Source organism: Agrococcus carbonis, from assembly GCF_900104705.1.
Lineage (GTDB): Bacteria > Actinomycetota > Actinomycetes > Actinomycetales > Microbacteriaceae > Agrococcus > Agrococcus carbonis.
In genome coordinates this window covers 1799919-1812390 of sequence record NZ_LT629734.1, presented here as the reverse complement: position 1 = coordinate 1812390, position 12472 = coordinate 1799919, and the positions used below count along the sequence as shown (strand labels likewise).

The 12472-nt window shown below is 72.6% G+C and carries 9 protein-coding genes; 5 read left to right on the top strand and 4 right to left on the bottom strand.

Annotated features, from left to right (window positions below; all coding sequences use genetic code 11):
* Positions 1-15: 15 nt before the first annotated feature.
* Positions 16-585, bottom strand: coding sequence for a TetR/AcrR family transcriptional regulator (locus tag BLT67_RS08755; RefSeq protein WP_092666664.1), 570 nt, complete (start codon positions 583-585; stop codon positions 16-18).
* A 100-nt stretch (positions 586-685) separates the two neighbouring features.
* Here BLT67_RS08755 and BLT67_RS08750 point away from each other — a divergent pair, with 100 nt between their 5' ends.
* Complete coding sequence (locus BLT67_RS08750; protein ID WP_092666663.1) at positions 686-1588, top strand: alpha/beta fold hydrolase; 903 nt, start codon at positions 686-688, stop codon at positions 1586-1588.
* An 86-nt stretch (positions 1589-1674) separates the two neighbouring features.
* On the opposite strand, the gene BLT67_RS08745 is transcribed toward BLT67_RS08750, so the two are convergent.
* Positions 1675-3933 (bottom strand): ATP-binding cassette domain-containing protein, encoded by a 2259-nt coding sequence (locus BLT67_RS08745; RefSeq protein WP_231945454.1) that lies wholly within the window; start codon positions 3931-3933, stop codon positions 1675-1677.
* A 267-nt stretch (positions 3934-4200) separates the two neighbouring features.
* Here BLT67_RS08745 and BLT67_RS08740 point away from each other — a divergent pair, with 267 nt between their 5' ends.
* The 3 genes from BLT67_RS08740 (at position 4201) to BLT67_RS08730 (ending at position 8015) form a co-directional block, all read left to right on the top strand.
* Positions 4201-5922, top strand: a complete 1722-nt coding sequence (locus tag BLT67_RS08740; protein ID WP_092666662.1) for a thiamine pyrophosphate-dependent enzyme — start codon at positions 4201-4203, stop codon at positions 5920-5922.
* A 135-nt stretch (positions 5923-6057) separates the two neighbouring features.
* Positions 6058-6636 (top strand): NADPH-dependent FMN reductase, encoded by a 579-nt coding sequence (locus BLT67_RS08735; protein WP_092666661.1) that lies wholly within the window; start codon positions 6058-6060, stop codon positions 6634-6636.
* 71 nt (positions 6637-6707) lie between these two features.
* Positions 6708-8015 (top strand): uracil-xanthine permease family protein, encoded by a 1308-nt coding sequence (locus BLT67_RS08730; RefSeq protein WP_092666660.1) that lies wholly within the window; start codon positions 6708-6710, stop codon positions 8013-8015.
* A 158-nt stretch (positions 8016-8173) separates the two neighbouring features.
* Here the strand turns inward: BLT67_RS08730 and BLT67_RS08725 are convergent, their stop codons facing one another.
* Positions 8174-9742, bottom strand: coding sequence for an MFS transporter (locus BLT67_RS08725; protein WP_092666659.1), 1569 nt, complete (start codon positions 9740-9742; stop codon positions 8174-8176).
* A 122-nt stretch (positions 9743-9864) separates the two neighbouring features.
* Between BLT67_RS08725 and BLT67_RS08720 the strand changes: the two genes are divergently transcribed.
* Positions 9865-11166: an MFS transporter gene (locus tag BLT67_RS08720; protein ID WP_407922503.1), complete on the top strand. Its 1302-nt coding sequence runs from the start codon at positions 9865-9867 to the stop codon at positions 11164-11166.
* A gap of 76 nt (positions 11167-11242) precedes the next feature.
* Here the strand turns inward: BLT67_RS08720 and solA are convergent, their stop codons facing one another.
* The gene (gene solA / locus BLT67_RS08715) at positions 11243-12409 is read right to left on the bottom strand and encodes an N-methyl-L-tryptophan oxidase (RefSeq protein WP_197674412.1); all 1167 of its coding nucleotides are present in this window, start codon (positions 12407-12409) and stop codon (positions 11243-11245) included.
* Positions 12410-12472 lie beyond the last annotated feature (63 nt).

Below are 12472 nucleotides of genomic sequence, written 5' to 3'. Positions count from 1 at the left end.
CTGCCGCGGCAGCCGTCAACCGTCGCCCGGCGCCGAGAGCGCGCCCCGCACGGCCACCGCGATCGCGGGGCGCGGATCCGTCTCGTCGTGCCGCGCGACGCGGTGCAGGATGATGCCCTCGCACAGCGCCATGAGGGCCTCGGCCGCGGCGGGCGGATCGGCGGCATCGAGCTGCTCGAGCACGGCGACGACCGAAGCGACGTAGGCGCGGCGGTCGCGGCTCAGCCGGTCGCGGAGCGCCGGGTCGTGCGCCGCCTCGAGGAAGAGCACGTGGCGGGCCGCCGTCGTCACCCGCATCGGCCCGGTCAGCAGCTCGACGAGCGCCGCGAGCTGCTCGACGAGCTCTTCGGCCGTCGCGGGATGCACGGCCTCGGCCTCGCGCAGCTCGCCCGCGACGAGCCCGTCGATGACCCCGCCGAGCAGCGCCGCTCGCGACCGGAAGTGGTTGGAGGTCGAGCCCTGCGGCAGGCCCGCCCGCTCGTCGACCCGCCGGTGCGTCAGCGCCCGCGCGCCCTCGGTGCCGAGCAGCTCGATGCCCGCGGCGACGATGCGCCCTCGGGTGCTGCCCGGATCGACGACGCTCACGGGTGCTCCCTCCCGGCCATCACCCCGGGCGATGGCCTGTCGCCCTCATCGTACGACGATCGTAGTTCCCGGATCACTACGATCGTAGTAGCATGCGCGCATGAGCACGATCTCGATTCCCTCGATGCCGCACATCGACGGCATCGCCCACCGCCGCATCCGGGTCGGCGACCTCGAGGTGCACGTCGCGGAGGCCGGGCCGGCGAGTGCGACGCCCGTGCTGCTGCTGCACGGCTCCCCCGTCCACTGGCTCGAGCAGGCGGGCGTCATGCGCGAGCTCGCCGGCGACCATCGGGCGATCGCACCCGATGCCCGGGGCCTCGGCTGGACGACCGGCCCCGCCGACCGCATCACCGAGGCGTCCCTCGTCGCCGACGCGCTCGGACTGCTCGACGCGCTCGGCATCGACCGCGTCCATCTCGTGGCGCAGGACTTCAGCATGTTCGCCGGCTGGCGCCTGGCGTTCGACCACGCCGATCGGATCGCCTCGCTCGTCGCGCTGCAGTCGCCGCACCCGTGGATGCGGCCCACGGCGGCGATGCTGCGGCAGGCGTGGCGGCTGTGGTTCCAACCGGTGATCGCGGCGCCGGGGCTCGGCCCGCTCGTGCTCCGCTCCGGGCGGCAGCGGCTCATGCGGCACCTGCTGCGCTACGGCGGGCACGAGGTGACGGGGGTCGCGCTCGCGTCCTTCCTCGAGCGGATGCGGCAGCCGGACGTCGCGCGCGGCCTGTCGACCGCCTATCGGCAGCTCATCCTGCCGGGGATGGCCGCGCTGCCGAGGGGCCCGTTCGACGGCCGGCACCTGGCGGTGCCCACGCGCATCCTCGTCGGGCTCGACGACCCGGTGCTGCGGATCGACGGGATGGGCCCGTGGCGCGGCACGGCAGGCGATCTCGAGGTGCGGCCCGTGGAGCGGGCGGCGCACTTCGTCGCCCTCGAGCGCCCCGACGCCGTCGCGGCGGCGGTGCGCGAGCTCAGCGCCGCGGCGCCGACCGGCGCGTGAGCTGCCGGCGCGCGGACGGCCGGCGCGCGAGCTGCGAGCGCCCGACCTGCGCGCGCCGGAGCGTCAGGCCCGCTCGAGCCGGAGCGTCAGGCCCGCTCGAGCCGCTTCGCGAGGTGGCGCCCCGTGAGCGACTCCCCGGGCGATGCCGCGAGCGCCGCGGGCGTGCCCTCGAACACCACGCGCCCGCCCTGCGCGCCGGCGCCGGGGCCGAGATCGATGAGCCAGTCGGCGCGCGCGACGACGTCGAGGTTGTGCTCGATCACGATCACGGTGCGGCCGTCGTCGACGATGCGGTCGAGGAGGCCTATGAGGTTGTCGACGTCGGCCATGTGCAGGCCCGTCGTCGGCTCGTCGAGCACGATGACCGACGCCGTCGTGCCCATCTCGATCGCGAGCTTCAGCCGCTGCCGCTCGCCGCCCGAGAGCGTCGTGAGCGTCTGCCCGAGCGTGATGTAGCCGAGCCCCACGTCGACGAGGCGCGCGAGCATCGGCGCGACCTGCTTCTCGGTGAAGAACGCGGCGGCCTCCTCGGCCGACATGTCGAGCACGTCGCCGATCGACGCACCGCGCAGCTCGTACTCGAGCACCTCGGCCGTGAACCGCCGTCCGCCGCACAGCTCGCACGGCGTCGTGACCCCCGCCATGAAGGCGAGGTCGGAGGAGATGACGCCCAGCCCCTTGCACTCCGGGCACGCGCCCGCCGAGTTCGCCGAGAAGAGCGCGGGCTTCACCCCGTTGGCGGATGCGAAGGCCTTCCGGATGGGCTCGAGGATGCCCGTGTAGGTGACCGGGTTCGACCGCCGCGACCCCTTGATCTCGCGCTGGTCGACGAAGGTGACGCCGTCGCGCGGCAGCGAGCCGTGGATGAGCGACGACTTGCCGGAGCCCGCGACCCCCGTGACGGCGACGAGCACGCCCGTGGGCACGTCCACGTCGACGCCCGTGAGGTTGTGCTCGCGCGCGTCGCGGATCTCGAGGCGGCCGACGGGCTCGCGGACGGCCTCCTTGATGCGCTGCCGGTGCTCGAGGTGGTCGCCCGTGCGGGTGCCGGAGGCGCGGAGGTCCGCGAAGGTGCCCTCGAAGACGACCCGGCCTCCGTGCGTGCCGGCACCCGGCCCCATGTCGACGATGCGGTCGGCGATCGCCATGACCTCGGGCTTGTGCTCGACGACGAGCACGGTGTTGCCCTTGTCGCGCAGCCGCTGCAGCAGCCCGTTCATGCGCTCGACGTCGTGCGCGTGGAGGCCGGCGGTCGGCTCGTCGAAGACGTAGGTGACGTCGGTGAGCGCCGAGCCCATGTGGCGCACCATCTTGGTGCGCTGCGCCTCGCCGCCCGAGAGGCTGCCTGCCGGGCGGTCGAGCGAGAGGTAGCCGAGCCCGATCGCGTCGAAGGTCTCGAGCAGGTCGACGAGCTTCGCGCGCAGCGGCGCGGTCGCGGCGCCGCCCGCGTCGGGCGGGATCGACGCGATGAACGGCGCGAGGTCGGTGAGCTGCATCGCGGTCGCCTCGGCGATCGTGCGACCCTGCACCCTCACCTCGCGCGCCGCCTCGTTGAGCCTGGACCCGCCGCACTCGGGGCACGCCTCGAAGGTCGCCGCACGCTCGACGACGGCGCGCAGGCCCGGCTTCATCGCGTCGACGTCCTTGACGAAGACCGACTTCCGCAGCTTGGGGATGAGCCCCTCGTAGGTCATGTTGAAGCCCGCGAAGTTCACGCGCCGCTCCTCGCCGTAGAGGAACGTGTGCAGCTCGTCGGCCGTGTAGTCGGCGACCTTCTTGTCGGGGTCGAGCATGCCCGACTCGGCGTAGATCTTCCAGTACCAGGTGTTCACCGTGTAGTTCGGGAAGTCGATCGCGCCCTCGTTGAGCGACTTCGAGCGGTCGACGATGACGTCGACGTCGATCGTCGAGATGCGGCCGAGCCCCTCGCACGCCATGCACATGCCGCGCGGGTCGTTGAACGAGAACATGACCGACGACTCGAGCCGGGGCGTGCCCGCCCGCGACCACAGGATTCGCAGCATCGTGTACGCATCCGTCGCCGTGCCGACCGTCGAGCGCGAGTTCGCGCCCATCTGGTCCTGCCCCACGAGGATGGCCGCGGTCAGCCCGTCGAGGCTGTCGGCGTCGGGCTGCGGCGCAGGCGGCATGAAGCCCTGCACGAACGCGTCGTAGGTCTCGTCGATCAGCCGGCGCGACTCCGCCGCGACGGTGCCGAAGACGAGGCTCGACTTGCCCGAGCCCGAGACCCCGGTGAAGACGGTCAGCTGCCGCTTGGGGATGTCGACGTCGACGCCCTGCAGATTGTTCTCGCGCGCTCCGCGCACGCGGATGTGCTCAGTCACGGCTCGACCGTACTCGCACCCGCCCACAGCGAAGATCCAGCGACGGATGCGCCGCTTTGGTCGAGCAGATGGCTCGCGCTGTTGCGCAGACGCAAAGAAGCGGCGAACTTTCGCTCCCGCATCGCGCTCCGGGACGCGTCGCGACTCCCTAGCCTCAAGAGCAGCACGGCACCACCGTTCCTCCCGAGCGCGCTCGACATCCCTGGGCGCCCGACCCGCAGCGCACGCGGTGCGCGCGGCCTCCTCCTCGTCGCCGAAGGAACTCTCGTGACCCAGCTCGCCTCCGCGCCCGCGTCCTCGCCGGCGCCCGCCCCGCATCCCCACACCGACGCCCCGACCGCGCTCGGGGCCCCGCCCGTCACCGAGTCGGCCGGCCACGCGATCGTGCGCGTGCTCGAGGAGCACGGCATCCCGCGCGCCTACGTCGTGCCGGGCGAGAGCTACCTCGAGGTGCTCGACGGCCTGCACGACTCGACGATCGAGACGGTCGTGTGCCGCCACGAGGGCGGCGCCGCCTACATGGCCGAGGCCGAGGGCAAGCTCGGGCACCTGCCGGGCGTCGCGATGGTGACGCGCGGACCGGGCGCGGCGAACGCGCTCGTCGGCGTGCACACCGCCTGGCAGGACTCGACGGCGATGGTGCTCTTCATCGGCCTCATCCCGGTTGCGCACCGCCACAAGGAGGCGTTCCAGGAGTTCGACGTCAACGGATGGTTCGCCGCGGGCGCCAAGCAGGTCATGGTGCTCGACGTCGCCGAGCGCGCGCCCGAGGTCGTCGCCGAGGCGCTCTTCACGGCGCGCGCCGGCCGCCCGGGCCCGGTCGTGGTGGGGCTGCCCGAGGACGTCATCCGCCAGCAGATCGCGAAGCGCCCCCAGCCCGTGCTGCCGGTCGCCGACGGCGGCATGACCGCGGGCGACATCGAGGCGCTGCGCCGCGCGCTCTCGGAGTCGCGGAAGCCGCTGTTCGTCACGGGCGGCAACGACTGGGACGAGACGGCGTCGTGGCGGCTCACCGCGTGGCTCGAGCAGCACCGGCTGCCGGCGGTCGCCGAGTGGCGCACCGAGGGCATCGTGCCCTTCGACTCGCCCTCCTACGCGGGCCCGATCGGCTACGGCCGGCCGAAGCCGACGCTCGACGTGCTCGAGGAGTGCGACCTCCTCGTCTTCATCGGCACGCTGCCCGGCGACGTCATCACCGACGGCTTCCTCGTGCGGCAGGACTGGAGCCGCCGCAACTTCCTCGTCTCGATCGACCCGACGCTGCGCGGCCGCTCGGGCGCGGTGAGCCACCACATCCTCGCCCGGCCGCGCGCGTTCGTGCGCGACCTCGAGCAGATCGACCTCGCCCCCGACGAGCGCCGCGCCGAGTGGACCGAGCGCCTGCGGCAGCAGCAGACCGCCTTCAGCGCGCTGCCCGAGCGCACGCCGGGCGACGGCCGCGCGTCGATGGACACCGTGATGGCCCACCTCGTGCCGCGTCTGCAGCACGACGCGATCGTCACGTTCGGCGCCGGCGAGCACACCAACTGGGCGCACCGCTGGTTCCCCACCCGCACCTTCCCCTCGATGCTCTCGTGCGGCAACGGGTCGATGGGCTACTCGATCCCCTCGGCGGTCACGGCGTCGCTGCGCTTCCCCGAGCGCCAGGTCGTCTCGATCGCGGGCGACGGCGAGTTCCTCATGAACGGCCAGGAGCTCGCGACCGCGAAGCAGCTCGGCGCGACCCCGCTCGTCATCCTCGTCGACAACCAGGAGTACGGCACGATCCGCACGCACCAGGAGCGCCACCACCCCGGCCGCATCTCGGGCACGCAGCTCGAGAACCCCGACTTCGCGATGCTCGCGCGCGCCTACGGCGGCCACGGCATCCGGGTCGAGACGGATGCGGAGGTGCCGTCGGCCGTCGACGCCGCGCTCGCCGCGTGGCGGGAGCGCGAGGCGTTCGTGCTGCTGCACGTGATCACCGAGCAGCGCTCGCAGGCGTACTGACACGCGCGAGGCACGAGTTCCGCCCGGGCGGGAATACTTCGATTTTGCATGGGTTGTACCGTGCTGGGCGTGCACCGATCAGACATCGGATCGCGCGACACCCATCCGAACACCCCTCTCGAGGAGATCGCACACATGACGAAGATCGCCATCATCACCGGCAGCACCCGCCCGGGCCGCATCAACCTCGGCGTTGCCGAGTGGGTCACCGAGCTCGCGCAGCAGCGCAACGGCGGAGCGGAGTACGAGCTGGTCGACATCGCCGACTACAACCTCCCGCTGCTCGACGAGGCCCTGCCGGCCGCGTACGGCCAGTACAGCAACGAGCACACCCAGCAGTGGGCGGCGAAGATCGCCGAGTTCGACGGCTTCGTGTTCGTCACGGGCGAGTACAACCACTCGGTCACGCCGGCGCTCGCGAACGCGCTGTCGTTCCTGAACGCCGAGTGGGCCAACAAGGCCGCCGGCATCGTGGGCTACGGCTCGGCGATGGGCGTGCGCGCGGTGGAGCACCTCCGCGGCATCCTCTCGGAGCTCCAGATCGCTCACGTGCAGAAGACGGGCATGTTCTCGCTCTTCACCGACTTCGAGAACTTCTCGACTTTCAAGCCCACCGAGCTGCAGGCCGAGTCGGTCCCCCCGATGCTCGACCAGCTCGAGGCGTGGACCGCTGGCCTCAAGTCGGTCCGCGAGGGCGCGCTCGTCGGCGCCTGAGCCACGACACGCATCGCAGCGGGCTCCCCAGGACGGGGGGCCCGCTGTCGCGTGCGGGCTACGATCCCCCCATGTTCTCCTGGCGCCGGCGCGATGACGCCCACCTCTCCGCGACCGAGCTCGTCTACCCCGAGGAGCGGCTCGGCTGGGGCCGCACGATCGGCCTCGGCATGCAGCACGTCGTCGCGATGTTCGGCGCCACGTTCCTCGTGCCGATCATCACGGGCTTCCCGCCGTCGACGACGCTGCTCTTCTCCGGCATCGGCACGATCCTGTTCCTCCTCATCACGAAGAACCAGCTGCCGAGCTACCTCGGCTCGTCGTTCGCGTTCCTCGCACCGATCGGCGCCGCGACGACCCTCGGCGGCCCCGGCTTCGCCCTCTCGGGCGTCATCCTCGTCGGAGCGCTGCTCGCGATCGTCGGCGTCATCGTGCACTTCTCGGGCACCCGCTGGATCGCCGCGCTCATGCCGCCGGTCGTCTCGGGCACGGTCGTCGCGCTCATCGGCTTCAACCTCGCGCCGGCCGCGCGCGACAACTTCGCCGAGGACCCGGGCCTCGCCGCGATCACGCTCCTCGCGATCATCCTCACCGCGGTGCTCTTCCGGGGCCTCGTCGGCCGCCTCTCGATCCTCGTCGGCGTCGTCGTCGGCTACGCCGTCGCCGGTGCGATGGGCAAGGTCGACTGGGAGAAGGTCGCGGACGCCCCGTGGCTCGGGCTGCCGCAGTTCACGACGCCCACGCTCGACCCGGCGCTGCTGCCCGCGATCCTCATGTTCGTGCCCGTCGTGCTGCCGCTCATCGCCGAGAACATCGGTCACGTCAAGGGCGTCGGCCAGCTGCTGCGCCGCGACCTCGACCCGCTCGCGGGCCGCGCGCTCTTCGCCGACGGCATCGCGACGACGCTCGCGGGCACCTTCGGCGGATCGCCGACGACGACCTACGGCGAGAACATCGGCGTCATGAGCGCGACCCGCGTCTTCTCGACCGCGGCCTACTGGATCGCGGCGATCACCGCCATCCTGCTGGGCCTGAGCCCCAAGGTGGGCGAGATCATCTTCGCGACCCCCGCGGGCGTGCTCGGCGGCGTGACGACCGCGCTCTACGGCCTCATCGGCATCATCGGCGTGCGCATCTGGATCGAGAACCAGGTCGACTTCTCGGTGCCGCGCAACCAGTTCGCCGCGGGCGTCGGCCTCATCGTGGCGATCGCCGACTTCACGATCGAGAGCGGCCAGCTCTCGTTCCGCGGCATCGTGCTCGGCACCGTCGCGACGCTCGTGATCTACCACCTCATGGCGGGCCTCGAGCGGCTGCGCGGCGGGGGCCGCGAGCGCGAGGATGCGGCGACGCGGCCGGACCATGCGCCCCCGCTCTAAGGGCGGAGACCCTTTCGGGTCTCCGCGAACGGGGGCGCGGCGCCTCGTCCCGAGGCGACGGCCGGCGACCGACCCCGCGAGCTGACGCAGCGCATCCGCCCCCAAGCGCCCCGACGGCCCCTCCCCGCATGCGGGAGGGGCCGTCGCGCGAGTCCGGCCTACCGGTCGGCGCCGGCGAACTCAGGCTCGCGCGGCTCGACGAGCGGCATCGACGACGTGTCGATGAGCGGGTTGTCGTCCTGCCCGCGCACGAGCGCGACCGCCTCGGCGCGCGTCTCGACCGTCGGCACCGAGCCGATGAGCGGCGCCTTCGCGGTCTCGCGCATGCCGAGCACCGCGAGGCCGCCGAGGATGCCGAAGAGCATGATGTAGAACGCCGGCATGAAGGTGTTGCCCGTCAGGTCGATGAGCGCCTGGCTGAACAGCGGCGTCGTGCCGCCGAAGAGCGAGACCGACAGGTTGTAGGCGATCGCCATCGCGCCGAAGCGCGACGCGGTCGGGAAGAGCGCCGGGAGCGTCGCGGCCGAGCAGCCGATCCACAGCGCGACCGGCACCGCCATCATCGCGAGCGCGATCATCACGGCCCACAGCTGCCCGAGCTGCATGAGCGCGAACGCGGGCACGACGAGCAGCACGACGGATGCGGCCGCCATGAGGTACACGGGCTTGCGGCCGATGCGGTCGGAGAGCCGGCCGACGAGCGGCAGGCACGCCGACATCGCGAGGAGCACGGGCACGGTCGCGATCGCCGACATGAGGCTGCTGAGGCCCACGGTCGTCTCGAGATAGGCGGGCATGTAGCTCGTGAGCGCGTAGCCCGCGGTGTTCGTGGCGGCGACGACCGCCATCGCGATGAGGATCGCGCGCCAGTGGTGCTTGAGGATGCCGAGGATGCCGTGGCGCGCCATCGGGTCGTCGGCCGCACTCGCGGCGTCGGCGTCGGCCTCGGCGTCGGCCTCGGCCTCGTGCGTCGCCTCGAACGCGGGTGTCTCGGGGATGCGGAGGCGGAACCAGATGGCGGCGGCGCCGAGCGGGATGGCGATGAGGAAGGGGATGCGCCAGCCGTACTCGACCATCGCGTCGGGGCCCGAGAGCGTCTCGACGATGCCCGTGGTGATCGCGACGACCGAGGCGCCCGCCGCGAAGCCGACGTAGGAGCCGACGTCGAGCCACGACGACCAGAAGCCGCGCGAGCGGTCGGGGCTGAACTCCGACACGTAGGTCGTCGCGCCCGCGTACTCGCCGCCGGTCGAGAAGCCCTGCACCATCTTCAGCAGGTAGAGCGGCAGGATGGCCCACGCGCCGATCTGCGCGGCGGTCGGCAGCAGGCCGATGAGCGCGGTCGCGAGCGCCATCATCGCCATCGTGAAGAAGAGCACCTTCTGGCGCCCGATGCGGTCGCCGAGCGGCCCGAGCACGAGCCCGCCGAGCGGCCGCACGAGGAACGAGATCGCGAAGCCCAGCAGCACGACGAGGAGGCCGAGGGTCTCGTCCATGCCGGCGGTGAACACGGCGGTCATCGTCACGGCGAGGTAGCCGTAGATGCCGAAGTCGAACCACTCCATGAAGTTGCCCACGACGGTGCCGGTGATGGCCTTCCGCACCTTGCCCGTCCGCACCACGAGCACGTCGTCGACCTCGAGCCTTCGTCCGCCGTGCACGGCGGTGGCGGATGCGTCGGGGACGCCGTTCGGGCGCGCGGACGGGGTCATGTGCTCGGAAGACATGGTCGGCGACGATAACGAGCCACCTGCAGAGGCGCTCTGAGGCAGGTTTGGTATGGCACCACCGACGCACGTCCCGCATCCACCCCTGTCGCCCCGCGCATCCGCGTGCCATCGTTGGCCTGTTGAGGACCGCGAAGGGGGTGCCCGTGCTGCCGAGCCCGCGTCGCGTGCAGGGCACCTACTACGTGCTGCTGCTGGGGAACACGCTCGCGGCCTCGTTCATCTGGGGCATCAACACGCTGTTCCTCCTCGACGCGGGGCTGACGAACCTCGAGGCCTTCGCCGCGAACGCCTTCTACACGCTCGGCGTGCTGATCTTCGAGATCCCGACCGGCGTCGTCGCCGACACGATGGGGCGCCGCTGGTCGTACGTGCTCGGCTCGGCGACCCTCGCGGTCACGACCGGCCTCTACTGGCTCATGTGGCTGTGGGAGGCGCCGTTCTGGGGCTGGGCGCTCGCGTCGCTGCTGCTCGGGCTCGGGTTCACGTTCTTCACCGGCGCGCTCGACGCGTGGGTCGTCGACGCGCTGCAGGCGACGGGCTACCGGGGCAGCCTCGAGCAGATCTTCGGGCGCTCGGTGGTGGTGGGCGGCGCGGCGATGCTCATCGGCTCGGTGCTCGGCGGCGTCGTGGCGCAGCTGACCGACCTCGGTGTGCCGTTCCTGCTGCGCGCCGGGATCCTCGTGCTGATGGTGGCGATCGCGCTGCCGCTCATGCGCGATCTCGGCTTCACGCCTGACCGCAGCGAGGGGCCGCTGCGCGCCACCCGCACGGTGCTGCGCGCGTCGATCACGCACGGGCTGCGCAACCCCCCGGTGCGCTGGCTGATGCTCGCGAGCCCCTTCACCGCCGGCGTCGGCTTCTACGCGTTCTACGCGCTGCAGCCCTACCTGCTCGAGCTGTGGGGCGATCCGGACGCCTACTCGATCGCCGGCCTCGCCGCGGCGCTGCTCTCTGGCTCGGCGATGCTCGGCGGCTTCCTCGCGCCGGCGGTGCGGCGCCGGTTCCGCAAGCGCACGTCGACCATCCTGCTCTCGACCGTCACGGGCGTCGTCGTGCTGCTGGGGCTCGGGCTCATCCAGAGCTTCTGGGTGGCGATCGTGCTCGTGGCGGTGTGGGGCGTGATGACGTCGATCGACGACCCGGTGCACCGCGCCTACATCAACGACATGATCCCCTCGAAGCAGCGCGCGACCGTGCTCTCGTTCGACTCGCTCATGGGCTCCGGCGGCAGCGCGATCGCGCAGCCCATCCTCGGCCGCTCCGCCGACCTCGGCGGCTACGGCTTCTCGCTGCTGCTGAGCGGCGCGATCTCGGCGCTCGCGATCCCCTTCGTGCTCCTGAGCCGCCGCGAGGGGCATCCGGCCGACACCGCGAGCGCCACGCTCGAGGGCTCCGCGATCGATCCCGCCACCAGCGTCTGAGCCAGACGCAACGGCCATGCGCGACGGATGTGCGCGCACGCGACACATCCGCGCCGCATGGCCGTTGAGCCCGAGATCACGGGCGGGCGAAGCGCGCCGGGTCGAGGAAGCCGATGTCGGCGAACGGCGGCTCGTCGACCGTGAGCTGCGCCGCGGCCTCGCCGAGCGCCGCGGCGTGCTTGAACGAGTGGCCCGAGCAGCCGCCCGCGACGACGACGCGGTCGGATGCCGGGGTGCGGCCCACCACGAACTGCCCGTCGGGCGTGTGGGCCATGATGCAGGTGACCGCCTCGGCGGGCTCGGGCTCGAGGTCGGGCAGCGCCGCAGCCACGAGGTCGCGGATGCCATCGGTCTCCCCTGCATGCACCTCGCGATCGATCGCATCGGGGTCGTCGGCGTCGAAGGGCCCGTCGAACTCGGGGCCGACCTTCGCGAGGTCGCCCGGGAGCGCGCCGTGCCCCCAGATCCAGTGCTGACCGCCGGTGCCCGGCACGCTGCGGATGAACACGGGCAGGCGGTCGACGGATGCGTCGTGGCCGTCGCGCGCGTCGAACCACGTCATGACGACGCGGTGCGGCGTGATCGGGAGGCCGGGCACGAGCTGCGGCAGCCACGGGCCGGCCGTCACGACCGCGCGGCGCACCCGCAGCGAGGCCCCCGCGAGCCGGATCGTGACGCCCTCGGCGTCGGGCTCGACCGCGAGCACCCGCTCGCCCGTGCGGACGCGCGCGCCGGCGGCCCGCGCCGCGTCGACGGCGGCGACGATGGCCGCCTCGGGACGCAGCACCCCGGCCTCGGGGTCCCAGAGCGCGACGTCGCCGTCGTCGAGCCGCGCGTGCGCGGGCGCCCGGGCGGCGAGCGCGGCGCCGTCGAGCCGCTCAACGGGCAGGGCGTGCGCCGCGGCCGCGGCGAGCGTGCCCTCGATGATGCGGCTGCCGGGCTGGCCGATCATCACGGCGCCGGTCTGCACGAGCAGCGGCTCGCCGCTGGCCGCCTCGAGCTCGCGCCAGAGGTCGCGCGCGCGGCGCGCGATCGGCGTGAGGCCCGGATGCTCGAGGCACGCGACCCTGAAGAGCCGGGTACGCCCGTGCGAGCCGCCCCACGGGTGGCCGGGCTCGTGCTGCTCGACGCCCACGACGTCGAGCCCGCGCGCCGCGAGCCGCCAGAGCGCGCTCGACCCGATGGCGCCGAGGCCCACCACCGCGACATCCGCGTCGAAGCCCGTCACCGCATCCGCTGCCATGCCCCGACCCTACGGTCGAGCGCGTGCCGCCGCGGTTCCATGGCCGGATCCAGGGTGCGGGAA